Origin of the sequence: Brevundimonas sp. (genome assembly GCF_030682035.1) — a bacterium.
In the GTDB taxonomy this organism is placed as follows: Bacteria; Pseudomonadota; Alphaproteobacteria; order Caulobacterales; family Caulobacteraceae; genus Brevundimonas.
In genome coordinates this window covers 47,500-70,024 of sequence record NZ_JAUXQZ010000025.1, presented here as the reverse complement: position 1 = coordinate 70,024, position 22,525 = coordinate 47,500, and the positions used below count along the sequence as shown (strand labels likewise).

Genomic DNA, 22,525 nt, shown 5'->3' with positions numbered 1-22,525 from the left:
TCAGTCAGCGCCCAGCATATCCTTCGCGAACTCCAGATCCACCAGCTTTATCCGATTGAATTGACGACGACCCTGCCTCCGGCAGTGCCGACCCCGCCGCCCGCCCTACCGCCCCTTCCGGAACGCCTCCGCCTTCTCCGCCGCCGCATCCGCCCGCCAGCGCTTCGGCGCCGCCTTGTCGACCGTCTCGCCCTCCGCCGTCAGCACCTCGTTGGCGAACTCCAGGTCCATCAGCTTCATGCGTTTGATCTCGTCGCGCAGGCGGGCGGCCTCCTCGAACTCGAGGTTGGCGGCGGCGTTGCGCATGCGGCTTTCGATGTCCTTGAGGGCGGCCTGGAAGTTGGAGCCGGTGAAGGGTCTGGACTCCTCCTTCATCCCCGGGGCGGTCAGCTTGTCGAGGGCGCGGCTCTCATAGGGGCTGGCCATGATCTCGCGGATGTCGCGCTTGACGCTCTCGGGCGTGATGCCGTGCTCTTCGTTATAGGCTTGCTGCTTTTCGCGGCGGCGGTTGGTCTCGGCGATGGCGCGTTCCATCGAGCCGGTCATGCGGTCGGCGTAGAGGATGACGCGGCCGTCGACGTTGCGGGCGGCGCGGCCGATGGTCTGGATCAGGGAGGTCTCGGAGCGCAGGAAGCCCTCCTTGTCGGCGTCCAGGATGGCGACCAGGCCGCACTCGGGGATGTCGAGGCCCTCGCGCAGCAGGTTGATGCCGATCAGGACGTCGAAACTGCCGACGCGCAGATCCCGCAGGATCTCGATCCGCTCCATGGTGTCGACGTCGGAGTGCATGTAGCGGACGCGGACGCCCTGTTCGTGCATGTATTCCGTCAGGTCCTCGGCCATCTTCTTGGTCAGGACGGTGACCAGGGAGCGATAGCCGGCGCGGGCGACGGATTTCACCTCATCGATGACGTCGTCGACCTGGTTGCGGGTCGTGCCGCTGACCGGGCGGATCTCGACCGGGGGGTCGATCAGGCCGGTGGGGCGGATGACCTGTTCGGTGAAGACGCCGCCGGTGCGCTCCATCTCCCAGTCGCCGGGGGTGGCGGTGACGAACAGGGTCTGGGGCCGCATGGCGTCCCATTCGTCGAACTTCAGCGGGCGGTTGTCGATGCAGCTGGGCAGGCGGAAGCCGTATTCGGCGAGGGTGGATTTGCGGCGGTAGTCGCCGCGGTACATGCCGCTGATCTGGCCGACGGTGACGTGGCTCTCGTCGACGAACAGCAGGGCGTTGTCGGGGATGTATTCGAAGAAGGTGGGCGGCGGCTCGCCGGGGCTGCGGCCGGTCAGCCAGCGGCTGTAGTTCTCGATGCCGGCGCAGGAGCCGGTGGCCTCCATCATCTCCAGATCGAAGCGCACGCGTTGCTCGAGGCGCTGGGCCTCCAGCAGTTTGCCGTTCTCGACCATCCAGTCGAGCGTCTCCTTCAGCTCGGCCTTGATGCCGGTTATGGCCTGGTTGAGCGAGGGACGCGGGGTGACGTAGTGGCTGGCGGCGTAGACGGTGATCTCGGTGAGGTCGTTGGTCTTCTTGCCGGTCAGGGGGTCGAACTCCTGGATGGATTCGAGCTCGTCCCCGAACAGCTGGATGCGCCAGGCGCGGTCCTCCATGTGGACCGGGAAGATTTCGAGGGTGTCGCCGCGCTTGCGGAACATGCCGCGGTCGAAATTCAGGTCGTTGCGCTTGTACTGCAGCGCGATCAGGTCGGCGCGGAGCTTGGACTCGTCGATCTGGTCGCCGACCTTCAGGGTGAAGGTCATGGCGGTGTAGGTCTCGACCGAGCCGATGCCGTAGATGCAGCTGACCGAGGCGACCACGATGACGTCGTCCCGCTCGAGGATCGCCCGCGTCGCCGAGTGGCGCATGCGGTCGATCTGCTCGTTTATGGAGCTGTCCTTCTCGATGTAAGTATCTGATTTCGGAACATAAGCTTCGGGTTGATAGTAGTCGTAGTACGAGACGAAATACTCGACGGCGTTGTCGGGGAAGAAGCTTTTGAACTCGGAATAGAGCTGGGCGGCGAGGGTCTTGTTGGGGGCGAGGATCAGGGCCGGGCGCTGGGTGGCCTCGATGACCTTGGCCATGGTGAAGGTCTTGCCCGAGCCGGTGACGCCGAGCAGGACCTGGTCGCGCTCGCCGGTCCTGGCGGTGGCGACGAGCTCGGCGATGGCCGAGGGCTGGTCGCCGGCTGGGGTGTATTCAGTCTGCAGCCGGAAGGGGATGTGCTTGCGCCCGTCGGGGCGGTCAGGGCGGTGCGGGACCCAGTCGGCGGGCTTGCCGGGGGCCTCCTCCGGCGTCAGGCGCGGGCCGGTGACGGGAGCGAACATCGGCATGCGGTTCTTCGCCGTCGCCGGGTCGAAGATGAAGGGCGCGCGCGCCTCGGACAGACCGGCGGACATCTCCGCCGACTGGCCGGGGACGTGGATGGGCTTGGCGGACTTGCCGTGCGATGCAGGAGAACGAGCCATGAACGGAACTTAGGGACGGCGGCCCGGCGCGGCTAGGGGCGGTCAGGCGCCGCGGAGCAGGACCCCGGCGGTCAGGACCGCGAAGGCGACGGCCAGGGTGTTGAAGGCGTGCGCGCTGATCACCGGGATGGCGACGTCGCCGTACTGGACCAGCATGGCCAGGATCGCCAGCACTACGGCGATGGCGAAGAGGGGCACGGACGGGGCGGTGAGGGGAAGGCCGGCGCGACGAAGGGCCATGGGGCTGTGTCCTGATGCGCGACGCGGCGGGATGCCGGTCTTAGCTTCACCATAACGCTGCGGCGCCGCGCCTGTTCCGGTCCGAAAACCGCGAGACGCGACGAGGCAAGCGCGACAGACTGAGGCGATGATCTCCGCCCCGCCCGACCGCCTCACCCTGTCCTGGCTGGAGAGCCCGATCGGCCCGCTGGCGCTGGCGTGCGACCCCGCGGGCGTGGTGCGGGGGCTGTCGTTCGGGGACGGGCTGATCGGGGCGATGCGGCGGGAGTATCCGGGCGCGGGCCTGAGCGACGGCGTCGCGCCGTCCAGGGCGGCACGCGACATCGCCGCCTATTTCGACGGCGACCGCGAGGCGTTGACGCGGGTGACATGGTCGCTGGACGGCGCGGCGGCCGGCGACGGCTTTCAGGCGCGGGTTTGGCGGGCGTTGGCCGTCGTGCCGGCGGGGGTCACGCTCAGCTATGGCGAAATGGCGAAGCGGGCCGGAGAGCCCGGCGCGGCGCAGGCGGCCGGGACCGCGCTGAACCGCAATCCCATCCCGCTGGTGCTGGCCTGCCATCGGGTGATCGGGGCGGACGGTTCGCTGACCGGCTTCGGCGGCGGGCTGGAGCGCAAGGGCTGGCTGCTCCGGCACGAGGGGGCGCTGCTGATCTAGCCGGCAGGCAGCATCGCCAGCGCCGTCAGGGTGAGCACGCCGATGGCGGTCAGGAAGGGCCAGCCGATGTGGCGGAACCGGGTCGCGACGGCATCGACCAGCCCGCTGATCAGAAAGAGTCCGCCGGTGGCGGCGAGGGCGACGCGCACCACGGTCTCGGGCCGCCAGACCGCCGCCAGCAGGATCACCGCGAGAGCCAGCCAGAGGACCGAGGCCAGATGCCAGGTCAGACGCAGCAGAAAGCGACCTTGCGCGGAGGCGAGCACCCCTGTCCGCTCCCGCATCAGCGGCGTGATCAGGCGCTTCTCGCCCAGCAGGGAGTGGATAGCCGCGGTCAGGATCAGCAATCCGACGGCGAAGGCGACGAGTATTTGAACCATGGACCGGTCCCCTGACAGCACCAGTCCGGGTATCACGGATCATCTGACGCCGGCCGGTCGGCGGTGTCGCAGTCAGGGTGTGGGTGGCGCACCCTCTCCCACGGGAGACGGCTTGAGCGCGGAAGGGTGAGGGGTAGCGGCGTCGAACGTGTCGAACACCGTACCCCCTCACCCCTGCCCCTCTCCCGATGGGAGAGGGGTTCCCGGTTAGCGGCGCACGGAGACCCGGGCCTCGAGGTCGGCCCAGCGGCGGCTCAGCTCGCTGAGCTCGTCGCGGTAGCGGGCGGCGTCGTTGCGGCTGATTGAGCCGTCACGCAGACCGGCGGCGATGCGGGCCTCGATCTGCATCGCGTGCGGATCGCCATAGCCGCCGCCGCTGTTACCCGGCATGTAGTTGTCGCCGACGCGGCGGTTCAGATCGGCGTAGCGCGCCTCAAGGTCCTCGCGTTCGCGTTGGCTGAGGCCGTCGCGCTCATACTGGGCTTCGAGCCGGACGAGGGCCTGGAAGTCGGCGCGCAGCCGGCTGGATTCCGTGCGGCTGATGGTGCGCGCTCGCAGGCTGGCGGCCACACGGGCGTCGAAGGCCGCGCCCTGGTCCGCCAGACGATCCCAACGGCCATGGTCGCCGTCATATCCGTCGTTGTCGCCGTAGCCGTCCGAGTCGGTCTCAAGATGCCGGGTCAGGTTGCGATAGCGCTCAGTCAGATCGCTCCGCTCGGTCGTGGTGAACCGGCCGTCGGCGGCGTAGCGGGTTTCCAGCCCGACCAGGTCGCCGAAGTCCGCGCGCAGCTGGGTCGCGTGGGAATAGGGCAGGGATCCGTCACGGACCCGGGCGTCGAGCTGGGACTCAAAGGCTGCGCGCTGATTGAACAGCGGCCGGCGGCCGCGGCCCCATTCGCTGTCCAGCGTGGTCTGGCCCCCGTTCCCGAACAATGTGCCGAGGATCGCCTCCAGCACCTGCCCGCCCGCTGAAGGCTGCTGGCCGTAGGGGACTTGGCCGTAGGGGCTCTGGCCGTAGGGGCTCTGGCCGTAAGGCGTCTGGGCCGAGGCCACGCCGGCGGCGGCGAGGGTCAGGGTGGCGGCGGCGACAGCCGTGAGAGTCTTGATTCTGGTCATGGGGAATTCTTTCCGGGTGGGAGTTGCCCTGTTCACCGGGAAGAACGGGTGTCGGCGGGGAAAGGTTGCGGTCAGCTTGGTCCCTCTGCTGCCGGGAGAGGGAGGGACCCGCCCGCGAAGCGGGGGGAGGGTGAGGGGTTACGGCACTGAGGGCGACGCGGGGGTTTGTGGTGTTGGGCCGGGACGCGGGCGGGCGACCGCCGCTATCGACGGGATATGTCAATGTGCCCGGGGCGGTGGTGATGGCGGTGCTGACCCCGGCGGTCGCGCCCTGGGGGGCGAAGCTGGCGCATTCGCCGGACCGGGCCGTGCTGAGACGGGCGTTCGCGGTGTGGCTGCTGGTGACGGCGGGGGCCGTGGTGGTGAAGGCGCTGTAGGGTATGGGGTGTGGGGTATGGGGTGTTGGGGAGGTGTCAGGGGTCAAAGCGCGGACTAATTCCTGATAGCCATCCCCCACACCCCATACCCCATACCCCACCCCCGACCTTAAGGCCGCAGCGTCAGCCCCACGGGCGTGGCGCTGAACGACGACAGGCGGCCGAGGTAGCTCATGCCGAGCAGGCTGTGCGGCAGGCCGCGCTCGACGACCAGGGCCTCGACATGTTCGACGCGGGCGCCGGCGACGGCGACGGTCTGGAGGGCGACCGGGGCGGCGCTGACTGGGCCGGAGGCGGTGATGACGGTGGCGGAGAAGTCGCCGGACTTGAGCCGCAGGCCCAGACGGGCGGCGTCCTCGGGAGTCAGGACCACGACGCTGGCGCCGGTATCGACCATGACCCGCACGGCCTTGCCGTCGATCAGGGCCTCGGCCCAGTAGTGGCCGTCGGCGGCCTTCAGAACCTGTGCAGGTCCGCCGGTGGCGGGCGCATGGATGGCCGCGGGCGTAGCGGCATGCGCCTGGCCCCCCGCGTCGGCGTGGTTCAGCCACCAGGCGGTGGAGAGGGCGGACGCGACCGCAAGGGCCATGACGCCGAGAGAGGAAAGGTCGAAACGCATACGCAGCTCGCCGTGAACGCGCCGCTTCTGCGGCCCCTCCCCTGTCGCACACGGCGGTTGGGATGGGGTGAAAGGGGATGGTTTGCGGGGGGTTAAGGGCGGGCGTGGGGAGTGGGGTGTAGGGTGTGAACCAAGTACGGCATCGTCCGCGCGGCCCTCGCCTCACCCCGCACCCCACACCCTAATCCTCACGCCCTCCCGCGCGCGCTTCGCGCGCGGGCAGCGCCGCCATGATCCGCGCCCGTTCCGTGTCGGTGAACCCGCTCCAGCCGCCGATCTCGGACAGGGTGCGCCAGCAGCCGAGGCAGAGGCTGGAGGCGCCGTCGACGACGCAGACCTTGACGCAGGGGGTGGCGATGCTGCGCGGCGGGCCGGACGGGGGAGAGGCGGTCGATGACATGAGCGCGAAATATGATCCGGTAGCGGAGTAAAACCTGTTGCATTTTCTGCGCGTCGCGGTTACCTTGACCGTGACGCGAAACGACTATGACGGTGAGATTCCCGAAAAGCACGACGTGTCTCTTTTCATCGATCACTCGAAAGGAGACGCAGGATGAAAGACAGAGACCGCAACCTGCAGCACGCCATGATGTCCTTCGCCCTCTGGGGCGGGATGCTGGTGAATACGAAGAACGGCTACGGGGCCGGCGACCGCGTGGTCAGCCACCCGTCGAACTTCGTGCCCATCAAGCTTCGCAAGCGCGACTAGGTTCGCGCCGCTGCTCAGATGACCCAGCCCCGGTCCGCAAGGTGCGGGGCTTTGCAATTCACCCGTCAGGGTTCGTCATTCGCGTGATCGCTCAACCTGTGCCAGAGTAATCACTCGGGGGGTGGGGACCATGTTCAGGCTGAAGGCGACGCTCGTCGCCACGACGCTCATGCGGCCGTGGCGCACCGGCTGGTCCGAGGACCGCGGGGTGGATTTTTCACTGGCCGCGGCGGCGCGACCGACGACCGCCCCGCCTGTAGCGCGTGACGAGACGCCCGCTGCAGAACCGGCCTGTTTCATCGACGAGGACTGGGTCGCGCCGCCATGCGCCGCAGTGGTGCGCAGCTTCGCCCACCTCGCCGCGGCCGAGGCGGCGATCGAGCCTCCATGCGAGGACGTTGCGGAGACCGCCGGCATGCTGGCCTGGTGGTCGCTGTCGGGCAAGCCGTCGCGGACGTGACGTTCCTGGCCTGACATTGCGGCGAGACCCCGCCTGCGGCACATCGGCCGGATGACCCTGATCCGCCGAGACCGCCGCGACCATATCGAACTCTGGACCCTGGACCGGCCCGACCGGCTGAACGCCCTGCCCGATCCGGAGGACGGCGAGGCCTTCGCCGCGGCCTGCGAGGCGGTGAACGCGGACCAGAGCGTCCGTTGCGTGGTGCTGACCGGGGCCGGGCGGGCGTTCTCGGCGGGCGGCGACCTGAAGGCGATGAAGGACCGGCGCGACATGTTCGCCGGATCGGGGGCGGAGATCCGCGAACGCTATCGCCGCGTCGTGCACCGGATCGTGCGCTCGCTGTACGGGCTGGAGGTTCCGCTGATCGCGGCGGTGAACGGCCCGGCCATGGGGCTGGGCTGCGACATCGCCGGGCTGGCCGACATTCGCATCGCCTCGGAGACGGCGACATTCGGCGTGCCGTTCCTGAAGCTGGGCATATTGCCGGGCGACGGCGGGGCCTGGCTGATGCCGCGCAATATCGGCTATGCGCGGGCGGCCGAGATGCTGTTCACCGCCCGGACGCTGGACGCCCGGACGGCGATGGAATGGGGGCTGGTCAGCCGGGTGGTCGCGCCCGAAAAGCTGATGGACGAGGCCATGGTCGTTGCGGGCGAGGTGGCTGCCCAGGCGCCCACGGCCCTGCGCATGACCAAGGCCCTGCTGCGCCAGGGCCGCGACGCGACCTTCGACCAGATCCTGGAGATGACGGCGTCCATGCAGGCGCTGGCGCACCTGACGGACGACCATCTGGAGGGGGTGACAGCGGCGGTGGAGAAGCGGGGGGCGGTGTTTGAGGGGAAGTGAGGCGGTAGGCAGTAGGCAGTAGGAAGATACCGCTTGCTGGTTTCGCTACTGCCTACTGCCTCAACCGGCCTGCGCCGGGGCCTGCATCGAGCGATCGGCCGGAACGCCGGCGGCGGCCGCGCGCGGGGCGCCGGGGGTCTCGCCGGGCTTCATGAATTTGACCAGCACCCGCTGGCCGATCAGCAGCGGGGCGTCGCCGGCGGTGACGACCACCTCGACCACGCGCTCGTCCGAGCGCTGCGACGGATCGTCCGAGGCCAGCTTGCGGGCGCCGAAGACAGCGGCGCGGCGCAGGACGGCGCCGACATAGACCTTGGACGGGTCGCCCTCGGGGGTGATTTCGACGGCCTGGCCGGGGGTGATGTTGGGAATGTCGCTCTCGACAATCTCGGCCCGGGCGATGCGCGGGGCGTCGGGCTCGAGATCGAACATGTTGGACACGTTCAGGGTCGAGGCTCCGGCGCCGGGGTTGGCGTAGCGGCGCACGATGCGGCCCGACTGGGGCGCGCGGATCACCGTCAGCTCGACGTTGTAGGCGGCCTGGTCGCGGCGGGCGCGGGCCGTCTGGACCGCCGCCTGCTGCGAGCCGAGCCGGGCCTGGGCCGTGGCGATGGCGTCACGGGCCTGATCCATGCGCGAGGCGGCGACGAAGTTGGAGTCGACCAGACGGGCGAGACGGTCGTGCTCGCGCTGGGCGGTGCGGATGTCAACCTGAAGCGACCGCAGCTGGCTTTCGGCCTGGGCGACGTCGGCGTTGGCGCTCTGCAGGGCCAGACGAGGCTCGTCGTCTTCCTGACGGGCGAGGATCTGGCCGGCGACGACGCGGTCGCCTTCCTGCACCAGCACTTCGCGCACGACGCCGCCACGGCGGGCCGCGATCTGGATGATGCCGCCCTCGACATCGACCTTGCCGTTGGCGATGGCCGCATAGGGGCTCTCGACCCGGGTGGCCGCTTCCTTCTCTTCCTCGACCTTCTTCGCCTTGCCCGCGTTCTGCATGAACATGAAGCCGACGACGATGAGGACGATCAGCACCACGCCGATCCAGAGCCATTTGTTCTTCAGGAAGGCGGGCATGGCGGAGGTCCTAAGGCGGCTCAGTGCGAGGCCAGGGTGGCGTCGGGATTGGGGGTGCGGCGTTGATCGTCGATGATCACACCGTCTTCGATCTTGATGACGCGGTCGGCCCAGTCCTCGAGACGAGGATCGTGGGTCACGCAGATGACCGCGGCGCCGTGTTCCGTGGCGGCGCGGCGCAGCAGCCGGATGACGATCTGGCCGTTCTCGCCGTCGAGGGCCGAAGTCGGTTCGTCGGCGAACAGGATCTGGGGGTTCTTGGCCAGACAGCGGGCGATGGCGACGCGCTGCTTCTCGCCGCCGGAAAGGGCCGAGGGCCGCTGATGCAGACGCGGGCCGAGGCCGACCTCCTCCAGCGTCGCCTTCGCCTGACGCCGGGCGTCGTCCTTGGACAGGCCCTGGAATTTCAACACCACCTCGACCTGTTGCAGTGCGGACAGGGCGGGGAAGAGGTTGAAGCCCTGGAAGATGAAGCCGCAGTGGTCGAGACGGAATTTGTCGATCTTGCCGGCCGACAGTTTCCACAGATCGTCGATGTCGAGGGTGTCAACCCGGCCTTCCTCCGGCCGCAGCAGGCCTGACAAGGCGGCGATCAGGGTGGATTTGCCCGAGCCCGACGGGCCCATGACCATGGTCAGGTCGCCGTGGCGGGCGTCGAAATCCACGCCCTTCAGCACCTCCACGAAGGATTTGCCGGACTTGAAGCGTTTCACCAGGCCCCTGGCCTCGATGGCGAAGTCGCCGTGTTTGCCGTGGGTGCGGGTCGGGCTCATCGCAGCAGATCCGCCGGTTGGCTGTTCTTGAGGATGCCGAGGGACAGCGCACCGGACAGGATTGAGATAACGATTAGTCCGCCGCCGACGATGATAAGCAGGACGAGCGGCAGGGCGATGATGACGGCATTGGCCGCGGCCAACATCTGCACCAGCAGGGTCAAGCCGATGGCGGCGACGACGCCGACGAGGCCGACCCAGAAGCTGAGTTCCATGACAATGAGGTTCAGCGACCCCATGCCGACGCCCAGGGCGCGCAGCGAGGCGAACTCCTTGATATTGGCCATGATGGCGCCGCGCAGGGTCTGCCAGGTGATCGCCACGCCGATGATGGTGCCCAGCACCACGCAGCCGCCGATGATGATGACGAGGATGCCTTCCTCGAACATGGCGCCGGCGTTGGCGTCGGCCAGTTCCTGACGGGTCCATGCCTTCCACTGGCCGTCGCCCAGCGTGTTCAGCTGGGCGGCGACGCGCTCTGCCTGGGCCGGGTCGCGCAGCTTGATCATCAAGGGGCCGACGCGAGGACCGGTGTCAGCCTGGCCCAGCATCCGCAGCGTGTCGCGCGACATCACAATGGTGGCGCCCATCATGTTGGGATAGCCGCGGGTGACGCCAACCACGGTCACGGTCTGGCCGTTGTAGAGGGCCTTGTCGCCGAGCTTGACGCCCAGCTTGGTCAATGCCGTTTCGTCGATCGCCACCGTGTAGGGCTGGCGCAGCGCATCGACCAGTTCCGGGGAATAGTCGGTGGGGATGGTGACCGCGCCGGGGGTGGTGTCGATGATGCTGGCCTGCACGAATTCCTGCTTCGGGGCCCCCTGACGGGCGCGGTCGGCCTGGGACATGGTCGCGTCAACGTTCTTGACGCTCTGGAAGGAGCCCCCGGCTCCGTCGAGCGGCTGGACCTCGATCACCTGGGGATTGCGGTAGGCCAGCGGGATGAAGCGGCGGGGCACGCCTGAGGGGCCGCCCATCAGGCTGGTCGCGCCCGGCTGCATGATGATGATGTCGGCGCTGGACCGCTCGATGGTGGCGGTGAAACCCTTGCCGATGCCGATGAAGACGCCGGTCATGGCGAGCACCAGCAGGCCGGACAGGGCAAGCGCCATGACGGCGGCCATGTAGCGCCGCCACTCATAGAGAAGGGTAGACAGTGCAAGCGACATGGAAACGGAAAGACCCCTGACGTTGACCGCTATCTGACGATGCAAGGGAGCGGGGCCAAGTTAAATCGGGGTAAGGCGATCACCGTTACGGATTTGTAAGCCCCGCCCGCGGCGATGGACGGAAACCGTTCATCGGGTCTATGCAGGTTGCAACGATCGGCGACATCCGCCGACACCTTGGGAGATTTCGCAGAATGCCGCTTCGTTCACTCCGCGCCGCCGTGTCGGCGACCGCCTCGCTCGCCGCCGTCGCCGGGATCATGGCCATGATGGCGACGCCCACTCCGGCCCGCGCCGATGAAGGCATGTGGACGTTCGACAATTTCCCGATCCAGATGGTCAACGACAAATACGGCACCCACATCGACCAGGCGTGGCTGGACCGGGTCCGCAACGCCGCCGTACGCCTCCAGGGCTGTTCGGCCTCGTTCGTGTCCGACCAGGGTCTGATCCTGACCAACTGGCACTGCGTCGTCGGCTGCGCCCAGGAGCTGTCGTCGCCCGAGCAGGACTATGTCAAGAACGGCTTCCTGACCGCCAACCGCGAGGAAGAGAAGCGTTGCCCCGGCCAGACCGCCGAGGTGCTGGTGGACATCGTCGACGTGACCGACCGGGTGCTGGGGGCCGGCGTCGGCCTGGAAGGCGCGGCCTTCAACGCCGCCCGCACCGCCGAGACCAATACGATCCAGACCGAGGCCTGCGCCGGCGATCCCAAGTTCAACTGCCAGGTGATCAGCTTCTACCGCGGCGGTCGCTACGCCCTGTACAAGTTCCGCAAGTACGATGACGTCCGGCTGGTGTTCGCGCCCGAGAACCAGGCGGCCTTCTTCGGTGGCGACCCCGACAATTTCAACTTCCCGCGCTACGCCCTCGATGCCGGCTTCCTGCGCGCCTATGAGGACGGCCGTCCGGTCGAGAGCCCCGGCTTCCTGCGCTGGAATCCGAACGCTCCGGCCGAGGGCGACCCGGTGTTCGTGGCCGGCAACCCCGGCTCGACCTCCCGCCTGCTGACCATGAGCCAGCTGGAGCGGCTGCGTGACCAGCAGCTGCCGCTGACCCTGATCCAGAGCTCGGAACTGCGCGGACGCCTGCTGGAGTATTCGCTGACCGGGGACGAGGCCAAGCGCGTCTCGTTCGATCCGATCTTTGGCCTGGAGAACAGCTTCAAGGCCCAGTACGGCCAGCATCAGGCGCTGCTGGACCCTGAGTTCCTCGGCGCCCGGCGCGAGGCCGAAACCGAGCTGCGCGCCCGCGTCGCCGCCGACCCGAACCTGGTGCAGCAGATCGGGGATCCGTGGGGCGACCTCGAGCGCGTCCAGGCGACGGCCCGCGAACTGTATCTGCCGGTCCGTCAGCTGGATCAGGCCGCCGGCGGCGGCTCGACCCTCTACCAGATGGCCCGCGCCATCGTGCGGGCGTCTAAGAACACGGCCATGACCGAAGCGCAGCGCGCGCGTCTGGTCGCCGCGGTGGGCGCCGAGACGCCGATCTCGACCGAGATGGAAGAGATTCGTTTGCGCTATTGGCTGTCCAAGACTCGCGAATATCTGACGGTCGATAATCCGGAAGTGAAGGCGATGCTGGGCCGCGAGAGCCCCGAGGCCCTGGCCGAACGGCTGATCTCGAACACCCGGATGGGCGACGCCGCCTTCCGCGCCCAGGCCGCCGCGATGACCACGGAACAGATGGCCGCAGCCGATCCGCTGCTGGCCTTCATCATCGCCAATGACGCCGCCGCCTCTGCGATCGGCGCGCGGTGGAACGCCGAGGTCAACGCCCCGACCGCCCGCGCGGCCGAGTCGGTCGCCAAGGCCCGGTTCGCGGTCTATGGGACCAACCAATATCCGGACGCCACCTTCAGTCTGCGTCTGTCGTACGGCCAGGTCGAGGGCTGGACCTACCGCGGCGTGACCGTGCCGGCCTTCACCTATATGGGCGGCCTGTACGAGCGGGCCACCGGGGCGGAGCCGTTCAACGCGGCCCAGGCCTTCATCGACAACGAAAGCCGGGTCAACAAGGAGACGGTCTATGACTTCTCCTCGACCAACGACATCATCGGCGGCAACTCGGGCTCGCCCGTGATCAACGCCGCCGGGGAAGTCATCGGCGCGGCCTTCGATGGCAACATCCACTCGCTGGGCGGCGCCTATGGCTATGACGGCGAACTGAACCGGACGGTGTCGGTCTCGACGGCGGCGATCACGGAAGCGTTCCGCAACATCTATCCGAGCCCGCGCCTGCTGGAAGAGCTGGGGGTTCGGTAAAGCTGTCTCCTCCCTGTTGGCGAAGCCAATGGGGAGGGGGACCGCGAAGCGGTGGAGGGGCTGGTTCCCCATCCGCGCTTCGTGGGCTAGCGTGAAATCCTGAACCAACCGGAGGGGTCCGCGCACGGCGTCAGCCCCTCCACCACTTCGTGGTCCCCCTCCCCATCGCGGGCGATGGGGAGGAGACAAGAACATGCGCCTCACCCCCGCCCTGGCCGCCGCCCTTCTCACCCTCGCCGCAGGCAGCGCGGCGCAGGCCGAAGAAGGCATGTGGACCTTCGACAACTTCCCCATCGCGCGAGCCAACGCGACGCTGGGGACCAGCATCGACCAGGCCTGGCTCGACCGGGTGCGGTTGAGTTCGGTCAAGTTCGGCGGCTGTTCGGCGGGGATCGTCTCGGCCGAGGGGCTGGTGATGACCAACAACCACTGCGTCGCCACCTGCGTGGCCAATCTGTCGACGCAAGCCGTGAACTACGCCGAGACCGGCTTCACCCCGCGCAGCCGCGAGGAAGAGGTCAAATGTCCGGGCGGCACGGCGGAAATCCTGACCGACATCACGGACATCACGGAGCGGATGCATGCGGCGGGCGCGGGGCTGGAAGGCCAGGCCTTCACACGGGCGCGCGACGCAGAGGCGGGCCGGATTGAGCAGGAGGCCTGCGGCGGCGACGCCGGCAAGCGCTGTCAGGTGGTCAGCCTGTATCGCGGCGGCCAGTTCAAGCTCTATACCTACAAGAAATACTCCGACGTCCGGCTGGCCTTCGCGCCCGAGGACCGGGCGGCGACCTTCGGCGGCGATCTGGATAATTTCAGCTTTCCCCGCTTCGCCATCGATGCGGCCTTCATCCGCCTGTATGAGAACGACGCCCCGGCCGCGACGCCGACCCATTTCGTGTGGAACGCCGCCCGGCCGGTCGAGGGTACGCCGGTGTTCGTTTCGGGCAGCCCCGGCGCAACCCAGCGGCTGCTGACCCAGGACCAGCTGTTCACCATCCGCGACGTGGTCCTGCCGATGGACCAGCTGCTGGCCTCGGAACTGCGCGGGCGGCTGATCCGGTTCTCGGAGGAGAGCGAGGAGAACGCCTTCATCGCCATGGACCCGATCGTCGGTCTGGAGAACACCTACAAGCGCGGCCTGGGCCGGATGCGGGCCCTTGTCGATCCGGCCTTCATGGCCGCGCGGGCCGAGAGCGAGGCGGATTTCCGCCGGCGCGCACAGGCCCCAGACGCGGCGGCGGGCTCTGATCCATGGACGGTGCTCTCCGGCGTGCAGCCCATCGCGCGTGAACTCTATCCCGCCATGGCCCTGCTGGAAGGCGGAACCGGCATGGGGACGACGCCCGTGGCGGGCGGCTCGCAGCTGTTCCTCTGGGCGCGGACGCTGGTGCGCGGGGCGCAGGAGCGGGCCAAGCCGTCCGCCGAACGCCTGCCGGAATTCGCCGACAGCCGGCTGGCCGCCGTACAGTCCGGCCTGTTCGCCGAGCGGCCGGTCTATCCGGGCCTGGAGCAGGTCCGCATGGAGTGGTGGCTGTCCAAGACCCGCGAATGGCTGACGGTCGATGATCCGCGCGTCCGCGGCCTGCTGGGCCAGGAGTCGCCGGAGCAGCTTTCGGCGCGGCTAGTCGAGGGCACGACCCTGGCCGACCCGGCCGTGCGGCGGGCTCTCTGGGAGGGCGGGCTGGCGGCGATCGAGGCCTCGGACGACCCGATGATCCAGTATCTGCTGTCGATCCAGGATGAGACGCGGGCGGTGCGCTCCGACTGGGAGACGCGGGTCGATGCGCCCACCGCGCGAGCCTCGGAACAGCTCGCCGCCGCCCGCTTCGCCGCCTATGGCGACGCCGTCTATCCGGACGCGACGGGCACCCTGCGGCTGACCTATGGCCGGATCGAGGGCACGAACGTACCGGGTCAGCGCTGGGGCCCCTTCACCACCTTCGATGGCCTGTGGGACCGGGCGACGGGTTCGGCTCCGTTCGACGTGGCGCCCAGGCTGCTGGCGGCGCGCGAGCGGATCGACGGCGACACGGTGCTGAACATGGCGGTTTCGTCCGACACCATCGGCGGCTCGTCAGGCAGTCCGGTGGTCAACGCCGCGGGCGAGATGCTGGGGGCCAATTTCGACTCCACCGTCCTGACCCAGCGCAACGCCTATGGCTATGACGTCAACGTCAACCGCTCGGTGATCGTGACCACCGGCGCGGTGACCACGGCCCTGCGGGATGTTTACGGGATGGACGGGTTGGTGGCGGAGCTGGGCGTCCGTTGATGTCTCAGGGTGTGGGGTATGAGGTGTGGGGAATGTCGACACCCCTGGACCCTACACCCCACACCCCACTCCCCTACAGTTGGCTCATCTTCTGCTGGGCCTTGGCGAAATACTGCCAGCCGGTCCACAGGGTGACGATGGCGGCGATCCAGATCAGGACATAGGCGAAGGTCTGGAAATGCGGCTGCCATTCCAGCGGCAGGCCGAAGCCGTCCCAAAGCAAAACCAGTTGCAGCGCGCCCAGAGCCACCATCTGCAGCAGCGTCTTCCACTTGGCCAGAAGGGTGACGGGCAGTTTGACCTTGCCGGCGACGGTCTCGCGCAGGGCCGAGACGGCGAACTCGCGGAACAGGATCAGGCCGCAGGGGATGGCGATCTGCGGCAGGGCGCCCCAGGCCAGAACGCCGAGGATGGCGCCGGTGATCAGCACCTTGTCGGCAATGGGGTCGAGGATGGCGCCCCAGCGGGTCGTGGCGTGCCAGCGCCGGGCCAGAAAGCCATCGACCCAGTCGGTCGACGCCGCAACCATGAAGATCACGAAGGCCGTCCGGCCGAAGCGAAACTGGTCGTCGGGGCTCAGATATTCGGACAGGAACGGAATGCCCTGGGGCGCCGCCCCCGCCAGGATCAGGAACATGATCACCCCCGCAACCAGCCGCAGGCCGGTCAGGATGTTGGGGATGGGGTTGGCGTGGGGATTGGGGGTCAAGTGGGCGCTCCGGCCGGGGGGTCTTGAGACAGGGTGTCGAGCAATGAAGCCAACAGCGGGTGAAGCCGTTCCGCAAACGGATTGGCGACGGTCACCCCGCGGTAGACGAAGCCGTCCTGCATGTCTTCGGAAAGCAGGAGGCTGCAACCCGCATCGGCGGCGGCTTCCAGGATGATGCAATCCCAGATTTGCAGCTCGCTGGACGCCGCGTTTCGCACGGCCCGATCAAACAGCGCCGTCGAGGTCGGGACGACGCGATAGCCGGTCCGCCAGGGTCCGAGCAGATCAACGGCCTCTGCGCCGCTGTATCCGCCCTTGCGCCTGAGAACGCTGAAGAGTTCGCCCAAGGTCTGGGTGGCCAGGATAAGGTCGGCACAAGCCAGGCGTTCAAGCAGGTTCGCCGCCGCAGTCTGCCGATCCGGACCGTTCACCCCCTCGGCGTACACAAGAATATTGGTGTCCAGCGCACACCGCATCAGTCGTAGAATTCGTCGCGCGACAGTCTGGGTCGAGGCTGATTCGGAGGTCTGACCCTCAGGGCGGCGATGTGGGCGCGGCGGGCGGCCACAACCTCCTGATCCACCACATCCTTCCTCACGGGCGTGAACCGGGCAACGGGCCTGCCGTGAGATGTGACCACAAAGGACTCGCCGGCGGCGACCTTGCCCAACAGGTTGGAAAAGTCCCGATTGGCGTCCGTTGCGGATATGAACCGGTCCATCCAGACCAAGTAGTCTATCTCACTACTTTTTGCAATCCTAGGCCAGCGACACGAACTCGCCCTCGCCCTCGCCCTCGCGCAGCGACCTCAGCACCCCATCGGCGATGCCGAAATGGACGCCGCTGAGTGCCAGGGTTCCCGCGGCTTCGCGCTCGGCGATCCAGGGGAAGGTGCGCAGGTTCTGGAGCGACAGACGGACCACCGCCTCTTCGGCCAGCTGTTCAACCTCTTCGGGCGCGCATGCCTCGGCGATGCGGCGCACGAGCGGCGCGCCCTGCGCCACCCAGGGAGCGACGAAGTCCTGACAGTCGGCGGGCGCGCCATGGAGCATGGCGTTGACCCCGCCGCAGTGGGCGTGACCCATGATCATGATGCGCGAGACGTTCAGCACCTTGACCCCGAACTCCAAAGCCGCTGACACGCCGTGCAGGTGGCCGTCCGGCTCATAGGGCGGGACCAGATTGGCGACGTTGCGGACGACGAACAGCTGGCCCGGCGCGGTGTCGAAGATCAGGGCCGGATCGGCGCGGCTGTCCGAACAGGCGACGACGAGGGTGTGCGGCTTCTGGCCCTCAGCGGCGAGCGCCTCATACTGGGCCCGGGCCTCGGGCCAGTGGCCCTCGCGGAAGCGGCGATAGCCGGAGAGCAGGGCGTCACGGGATTCGTCGGTCATGGCGTCGGTATAGGCATTCAGAACCCGTTGGGGGAGAGGGGACGAGACGGTCACAAGCGCGCCGGACCGTCTGCGGTGCATCCTTGGTCGGCAACGCCGGAAGGATAAAAGCGTTATCCGACAAGCCAAGTCCGTGGGGAGAATGTGTGACGAGCCTTGAGTCGCTTCAACCCATCATCAATGCGGCGCTGGACGCGGTCATCGTCATCGATGTCACGGGCGCCGTCCGCGCGTGGAATCGGGGCGCGGAGGAGACGTTCGGCTGGTCGCAGGCCGAAGCGGTGGGAGCGGCCATGGCGGACATGGTGGTGCCGGACCATCTGCGGGACGCCCACAACCAGGGCATGGCCCGGTTTCTGAAAACCGGCGATGCCCATGTCATTGGCCAGCGGATCGAGATCGATGCCCGCCACCGCGACGGGCGTGAGTTTCCCGTCGAGCTGACGATCACCGACGCCGAACTGGGCGGCGAACGCCTTTTCGTCGGCTATCTCAGAGACATCTCCGAGCGACGTCGGGCCGAGGCGGAACTCCGGGAGGGCGCGGAGCGCCTCGCCGAAGAGCAGACCCGGCTCCGTTTCCTCGACGACCTCAACCGGGCGACCGCCAATCTGGCCGAGGCGGATGACATACTGCTCAACGCGACCAGAATGCTGGGGGAGCATCTGCGGCTGTCCTGCTGCGCCTATGCCGACATGGATCCCGACGAGGACGGATTTACGATCCGAGGCGACTGGAGCGCCCCCGGCTCTCCCAGCATCGTCGGCCACTATCAACTGGCGGACTTCGGCAAGCTGGCGGTCGAGAACCTGAGCACCGGTCGACCGCTGGTGGTGAACAACAATCTGGAGGAGCTGGCCCCGGAGGAAGCCGCGACCTTCCAGTCGATCGGCATCACGGCGACGATCTGCATGCCGCTGGTCAAGGAAGGGCGGCTTGTGGCCCTCATGGCCATTCACGACAGGGTGGCGCGGGTCTGGAAGGACAGCGACCTGGCCCTTTTGACGGAAGTCACCGAGCGGTCGTGGGCGCATGTGGAACGCGTCGGGGCGGCGGCGATGTTGCGAGACAGCAATAGCCGGTTCCAGGCGGCTGTCCGGGCTGTCGAAGGGGTGCTGTGGACCAACGACGCCGAAGGTCGGATGACCGGGGACCAGCCCGGGTGGTCCGCCCTGACCGGGCAGACGCGAGAAGCTTACGAGGGTTACGGCTGGTCGGACGCGGTCCACCCGGACGATGTGGACGGCACGGTGGTCGCCTGGCGGGAAGCGGTGGCCGGGCGCAAGCCGTTCGTCTTCGAACACCGGCTGCTCCGCCATGATCGGACATGGGGCATTTTTTCGATCCGCGCGATCCCGACGGTCTCCGCCGACGGGTCGATTCTCGAATGGGTGGGCGTTCATACCGATGTCACCGCCCAGCGACGCGACGAAGCCACTCTGCGCGAACTGAATACAAACCTTGAGAGGCGGGTGAGCGAAGCCCTAGCCGAGCGCAAGCTGCTGGCGGATATCGTCGAAGGAACCGACGCCTTCGTGCAGGTGGTCGATATGGATTTCCGCTGGCTCGCGGTCAACAAGGCGGCCGCCACCGAGTTCGAGCGCATTTTCGGCGTGAGACCGCAGGTGGGCCAATCGATCGTCGGGGTCCTCGATGATCAGCCCGAGCACCAGGAGGCCGTCCGGACCATATGGGCGCGAGCATTGGGGGGCGAGGAGTTCACCGAGACGGCCGAGTTCGGCGATCCTGGCAGGGCCCGACACGCCTATGAGATGAAATACAATGTCCTGCGTGACGCCGAGGGGCGGCAGGTGGGCGCCTATCAATTCGTCTACGACGTCACCGAGCGGGTCCGGGAGCAGGAGAGGCTGGCCCGGGCGGAGGAACAGCTACGCCATGCCCAGAAAATGGAGGCCATGGGTCAACTCACCGGCGGGGTCGCGCATGACTTCAACAACCTGCTGACCCCGATCCTGGGGGCGCTCGACATGCTTGAGCGGCGGAGCGTCGGCGGCGAGCGCGAGCAACGCCTGATCGCCGGCGCGCTTCAATCCGCCGAACGCGCCCGAACGCTGGTGCAGCGCCTGCTGGCCTTCGCTCGCCGGCAACCGCTCCAGGCGACGGCCGTCGACGTCGGAGAGCTGATGGCCGGAATGGCGGATCTCGTTTCGAGTACGATCGGGCCGCAGATCAAGGTGCTGGTGGAGATCGAACCAGGACTGCCGCCTGCGAAGGCCGATCCCAATCAACTCGAAATGGCCCTGCTGAATCTGGCGGTGAATGCGCGCGACGCGATGGCCGAGGTCGGCGTTCTGCGCCTGACAGCCGCGCTGGGTGAAGTGTCGCCCGGCGGCGCCGGCAATCTACGGCCCGGCCGCTATGTCCGTGTTTCGGTGGCGGATACCGGTGCGGGCATGGATGAAGCCACCATGGCCCGTGCAACGGAGCCCTTCTTCTCCACGAAAGGCGTCGGCAAGGGCACCGGACTGGGCCTTTCAATGGTGCATGGGCTGGTCCAGCAGCTGGGCGGCGACCTGCGTATTCGTAGTCGCCCCGGGCTTGGCACCAATGTGGAAATCTGGTTGCCCCGGAGTGAGGAGGCCGTGGCCAGTCCGGACGCGCCTCCTGCGACACGGACGCAGCCCATGCAGAGAGGTTCTGTCCTGCTGGTCGATGACGAGGACCTCGTCCGGGCCAGCACCGCCGATATGCTCGTGGACATGGGCTATGATGTGCGGGAAGCCAGCTCTGCCGAAGAAGCCCTGTCCTTGATCACTGGCGGCCTGCGTCCGAGCATCGTCATCACCGACCATTTGATGCCGGGAATGACCGGCGTTGACCTGGCGGCGACGTTGCGGACCCGGCTGCCAGACCTTCCCGTGCTGCTCGTATCGGGCTTTGCGGAGCATTCGGGGATTGATGTCCAGCTCCCCCTTCTTTCGAAGCCGTTCCGCAACTCCGACCTGGCCCAAAGCATCGCCGCCCTGCTCTGAACCGTTTGCCCGCTTTGCATCACGGCGGATGACACCCGCGAACCCTCCAGAAAATGACCTCCGGCCAAAGTCCGCAAGTGGGCCGGAAACGGGCTCAGCGATGCGTCGTCGCCGGATGGAAAAACCCGTAAATCCGTTCGGCCATCGGCTGGTTGATCCCCTCGACCTTGACCAGATCGACCACTGCGGCGCGGCCGACGCCCTTGGCGGAGCCGAAGGCGTGCAGCAGGGCCTTCTTGCGGCCCGGGCCGATGCCCTCGATCTCGTCGAGCGGGTTCTTCTTGATGTCCATCGAACGGCGGGTGCGGTGGGCGCCGTTGGCGAAGCGGTGGGCCTCGTCACGCAGGCGCTGGATGTAATAGAGGGCGGGCGATTTCAGCGGCAGCATGAAGGGTGGCTTGCCGGGCATGAAGAAATGCTCCTTGCCGGCGTCGCGGTCGGGTCCCTTGGCCACGCCGACGGCGGTGATGTCGTCCAGTCCGAGGTCGGCCAGCACCGCCAGCACCTCGGCCAGCTGGCCGGTGCCGCCGTCGATCAGCAGCAGGTCGGGGCGGACGACCTCGTCTCCGGCGTCTTCTTCCTTGACCAGCCGTCCGAAGCGGCGGCGCATGACCTCGCGCATCATGCCGTAGTCGTCTCCGGGGGTCAGGTCCTCGCCGCGGATGTTGAACTTGCGGTACTGCGATTTCTGGAAGCCCTCGGGCCCGGCCACCACCATGCCGCCAACGGCGTTGGTGCCCTGGATGTGGGCGTTGTCGTAAATCTCGATCCGCTCAGGCCGGGCGTCCAGACCGAAGGACTCGCAGACCTCGTCGAGGATTTTACCCTGGGCCGACCCCTCGGCCATCTTGCGGCCCAGCGCCTCGCGGGCGTTGGTCAGGGCATGGTCGACGAGGCTGAGCTTGTCGCCGCGCCGGGGGTTGGCGATCTCGACTTTTCGTTCGGCCTTCATCGAGAAGGCCTCTTCCAGCAGCTCCAGTTCGTGCGGGCGGACGTTGGACAGGACCAGACGCGGGATCGGCTTGTCCTCATAAAACTGGCCGAGGAAGGCGGCGAGGATTTCCGGGTCGGCATCCGTCTTGTCGACGCGCGGGAAATAGGCGCGGCCGCCCCAGTTCTGGCCGCCGCGGTAGAAGAAGACCTGGACGCAGGCCTGACCGCCCTCGGAGAACAGGGCGAAAACGTCGGCTTCGGCGACGCTATCGGCGCTGACGGAGTTTTCCATCGAGATGGCGGAAAGGGCGCGGATACGGTCGCGGACGCGGGCGGCCTGTTCGTAGTCCATGGCCTCGGCGGCGGCGCTCATCTCGCCGGACAGGCGGGCGATGACGGCGCGGGACTTGCCGCGCAGGAACAGGGAGGCCTCCTCGACCAGATCGCCATAGTCCTCGAGCGAGATCAGGCCCGTGCAGGGGGCCGAACAGCGCTTGATCTGGTGCAGCATGCAGGGCCGGGTGCGGGTCTCGTAGACGCTGTCCGAGCATGACCGCAGCAGGAAGGCCTTCTGCAGGGTGTTCAGCGTCCGGTTCACCGCCCATGTCGAGGCGAAGGGGCCGAAATAGTCGCCGGGGGTCGTGTGGGCCCCACGATGCTTGCGGACCTGTGGGGCGCGGTGGTCCTTGCGGATCATCAGTTCGGCGAACGACTTGTCGTCGCGCAGCACCACGTTGAAGCGCGGCTTGAGCTGTTTGATGAAGCTGGATTCGAGCAGCAGGGCCTCGGTCTCGGAGGCTGTGATGACCAGCTCCATCGACCGGGTCAGGGAAACCATCAGGCCGATGCGTTGGGTGTGGAACCGTCCTTGCGCATACTGGAGGATGCGCTTCTTGATGGAGCGCGCCTTGCCGACATAGAGGCAGGTCCCGTCCTCGCCATACATGCGATAGACGCCCGGCTTGTCCGGCGCCCGCCGCGCCTCGTCGCGGATCAGGTCGGCCGCGACCAGGGCGGTCGTCGGCGAATCGGCTGGCGAGGTCTCCTCGGTCATCGGGACCGATATAGGC

The 22,525-nt window shown here is 67.7% G+C and carries 22 protein-coding genes; 8 read left to right on the top strand and 14 right to left on the bottom strand.

The window, feature by feature from the left end; genetic code table 11:
* Positions 1–105: 105 nt before the first annotated feature.
* The gene (uvrB, locus tag Q8K49_RS05660) at positions 106–2,466 is read right to left on the bottom strand and encodes an excinuclease ABC subunit UvrB (protein WP_305304704.1); all 2,361 of its coding nucleotides are present in this window, start codon (positions 2,464–2,466) and stop codon (positions 106–108) included.
* A 42-nt stretch (positions 2,467–2,508) separates the two neighbouring features.
* A complete protein-coding gene (locus Q8K49_RS05655) occupies positions 2,509–2,706 on the bottom strand; it encodes a hypothetical protein (protein ID WP_305304703.1) in 198 nt (65 codons plus the stop codon).
* Between the two features lie 127 nt (positions 2,707–2,833).
* Between Q8K49_RS05655 and Q8K49_RS05650 the strand changes: the two genes are divergently transcribed.
* Positions 2,834–3,361 (top strand): methylated-DNA--[protein]-cysteine S-methyltransferase, encoded by a 528-nt coding sequence (locus Q8K49_RS05650; protein ID WP_305304702.1) that lies wholly within the window; start codon positions 2,834–2,836, stop codon positions 3,359–3,361.
* Here Q8K49_RS05650 and Q8K49_RS05645 read toward each other — a convergent pair.
* Positions 3,358–3,741: a hypothetical protein gene (locus Q8K49_RS05645; RefSeq protein ID WP_305304701.1), complete on the bottom strand. Its 384-nt coding sequence runs from the start codon at positions 3,739–3,741 to the stop codon at positions 3,358–3,360. The genes Q8K49_RS05650 and Q8K49_RS05645 overlap by 4 nt on opposite strands.
* Before the next feature lie 207 nt (positions 3,742–3,948).
* A complete protein-coding gene (locus Q8K49_RS05640; protein WP_305304700.1) occupies positions 3,949–4,857 on the bottom strand; it encodes a hypothetical protein in 909 nt (302 codons plus the stop codon).
* Between the two features lie 170 nt (positions 4,858–5,027).
* Between Q8K49_RS05640 and Q8K49_RS05635 the strand changes: the two genes are divergently transcribed.
* Positions 5,028–5,234 (top strand): hypothetical protein, encoded by a 207-nt coding sequence (locus tag Q8K49_RS05635; protein WP_305304698.1) that lies wholly within the window; start codon positions 5,028–5,030, stop codon positions 5,232–5,234.
* Between the two features lie 109 nt (positions 5,235–5,343).
* Here Q8K49_RS05635 and Q8K49_RS05630 read toward each other — a convergent pair whose 3' ends face one another.
* Together Q8K49_RS05630 and Q8K49_RS05625 are read right to left on the bottom strand one after the other, a co-directional pair.
* Positions 5,344–5,853, bottom strand: a complete 510-nt coding sequence (locus tag Q8K49_RS05630) for a TIGR02281 family clan AA aspartic protease (RefSeq protein WP_305304696.1) — start codon at positions 5,851–5,853, stop codon at positions 5,344–5,346.
* Positions 5,854–6,034: 181 nt separating this feature from the next.
* Positions 6,035–6,253: a DUF1289 domain-containing protein gene (locus Q8K49_RS05625; RefSeq protein WP_305304694.1), complete on the bottom strand. Its 219-nt coding sequence runs from the start codon at positions 6,251–6,253 to the stop codon at positions 6,035–6,037.
* Positions 6,254–6,406: 153 nt separating this feature from the next.
* Here Q8K49_RS05625 and Q8K49_RS05620 point away from each other — a divergent pair, with 153 nt between their 5' ends.
* The 3 genes from Q8K49_RS05620 to Q8K49_RS05610 all read left to right on the top strand — a co-directional run bounded on the left by Q8K49_RS05620 (position 6,407) and on the right by Q8K49_RS05610 (position 7,871).
* Complete coding sequence (locus Q8K49_RS05620; protein ID WP_292029036.1) at positions 6,407–6,562, top strand: hypothetical protein; 156 nt, start codon at positions 6,407–6,409, stop codon at positions 6,560–6,562.
* A gap of 130 nt (positions 6,563–6,692) precedes the next feature.
* On the top strand, positions 6,693–7,022 hold the full coding sequence (locus Q8K49_RS05615; protein ID WP_305304691.1) for a hypothetical protein: 330 nt from the start codon (positions 6,693–6,695) through the stop codon (positions 7,020–7,022).
* Positions 7,023–7,073: 51 nt separating this feature from the next.
* Positions 7,074–7,871 carry a crotonase/enoyl-CoA hydratase family protein gene (locus Q8K49_RS05610; RefSeq protein WP_305304690.1) on the top strand — a complete coding sequence of 266 codons (798 nt, stop codon included), beginning with the start codon at positions 7,074–7,076 and terminating at the stop codon, positions 7,869–7,871.
* A 60-nt stretch (positions 7,872–7,931) separates the two neighbouring features.
* Here the strand turns inward: Q8K49_RS05610 and Q8K49_RS05605 are convergent, their stop codons facing one another.
* Genes Q8K49_RS05605 through Q8K49_RS05595 form a run of 3 tightly spaced genes read right to left on the bottom strand, consistent with a single transcriptional unit; the run spans position 7,932 to position 10,890 of the window.
* A complete protein-coding gene (locus Q8K49_RS05605; RefSeq protein WP_305304688.1) occupies positions 7,932–8,948 on the bottom strand; it encodes an HlyD family secretion protein in 1,017 nt (338 codons plus the stop codon).
* A 20-nt stretch (positions 8,949–8,968) separates the two neighbouring features.
* Positions 8,969–9,721, bottom strand: a complete 753-nt coding sequence (locus Q8K49_RS05600; protein ID WP_305304687.1) for an ABC transporter ATP-binding protein — start codon at positions 9,719–9,721, stop codon at positions 8,969–8,971.
* The gene (locus Q8K49_RS05595) at positions 9,718–10,890 is read right to left on the bottom strand and encodes an ABC transporter permease (protein ID WP_305304686.1); all 1,173 of its coding nucleotides are present in this window, start codon (positions 10,888–10,890) and stop codon (positions 9,718–9,720) included. Before Q8K49_RS05595 ends, Q8K49_RS05600 begins: the two co-directional genes overlap by 4 nt.
* A gap of 194 nt (positions 10,891–11,084) precedes the next feature.
* Here Q8K49_RS05595 and Q8K49_RS05590 point away from each other — a divergent pair, with 194 nt between their 5' ends.
* Positions 11,085–13,154: a S46 family peptidase gene (locus tag Q8K49_RS05590; protein WP_305304685.1), complete on the top strand. Its 2,070-nt coding sequence runs from the start codon at positions 11,085–11,087 to the stop codon at positions 13,152–13,154.
* Positions 13,155–13,347: 193 nt separating this feature from the next.
* Positions 13,348–15,426, top strand: coding sequence for a S46 family peptidase (locus Q8K49_RS05585; RefSeq protein ID WP_305304683.1), 2,079 nt, complete (start codon positions 13,348–13,350; stop codon positions 15,424–15,426).
* Between the two features lie 73 nt (positions 15,427–15,499).
* On the opposite strand, the gene pgsA is transcribed toward Q8K49_RS05585, so the two are convergent.
* The 4 genes from pgsA to Q8K49_RS05570 are packed head-to-tail and all read right to left on the bottom strand — an operon-like array spanning position 15,500 to position 17,529.
* Positions 15,500–16,135: a CDP-diacylglycerol--glycerol-3-phosphate 3-phosphatidyltransferase gene (gene pgsA / locus Q8K49_RS05580; RefSeq protein WP_305304682.1), complete on the bottom strand. Its 636-nt coding sequence runs from the start codon at positions 16,133–16,135 to the stop codon at positions 15,500–15,502.
* On the bottom strand, positions 16,132–16,611 hold the full coding sequence (locus Q8K49_RS05575; protein ID WP_305304680.1) for a PIN domain-containing protein: 480 nt from the start codon (positions 16,609–16,611) through the stop codon (positions 16,132–16,134). The genes pgsA and Q8K49_RS05575 overlap by 4 nt, the downstream gene beginning before the upstream one ends.
* A complete protein-coding gene (locus Q8K49_RS14825; protein ID WP_370867734.1) occupies positions 16,611–16,856 on the bottom strand; it encodes a type II toxin-antitoxin system Phd/YefM family antitoxin in 246 nt (81 codons plus the stop codon). The genes Q8K49_RS05575 and Q8K49_RS14825 overlap by 1 nt, the downstream gene beginning before the upstream one ends.
* Before the next feature lie 37 nt (positions 16,857–16,893).
* Positions 16,894–17,529 (bottom strand): carbonic anhydrase, encoded by a 636-nt coding sequence (locus Q8K49_RS05570; RefSeq protein WP_305304679.1) that lies wholly within the window; start codon positions 17,527–17,529, stop codon positions 16,894–16,896.
* Between the two features lie 83 nt (positions 17,530–17,612).
* Here Q8K49_RS05570 and Q8K49_RS05565 point away from each other — a divergent pair, with 83 nt between their 5' ends.
* Positions 17,613–20,522, top strand: coding sequence for a PAS domain S-box protein (locus tag Q8K49_RS05565; RefSeq protein ID WP_305304677.1), 2,910 nt, complete (start codon positions 17,613–17,615; stop codon positions 20,520–20,522).
* Positions 20,523–20,616: 94 nt separating this feature from the next.
* Here the strand turns inward: Q8K49_RS05565 and uvrC are convergent, their stop codons facing one another.
* On the bottom strand, positions 20,617–22,509 hold the full coding sequence (uvrC, locus tag Q8K49_RS05560; protein WP_305304676.1) for an excinuclease ABC subunit UvrC: 1,893 nt from the start codon (positions 22,507–22,509) through the stop codon (positions 20,617–20,619).
* Between the last annotated feature and the right edge of the window lie 16 nt (positions 22,510–22,525).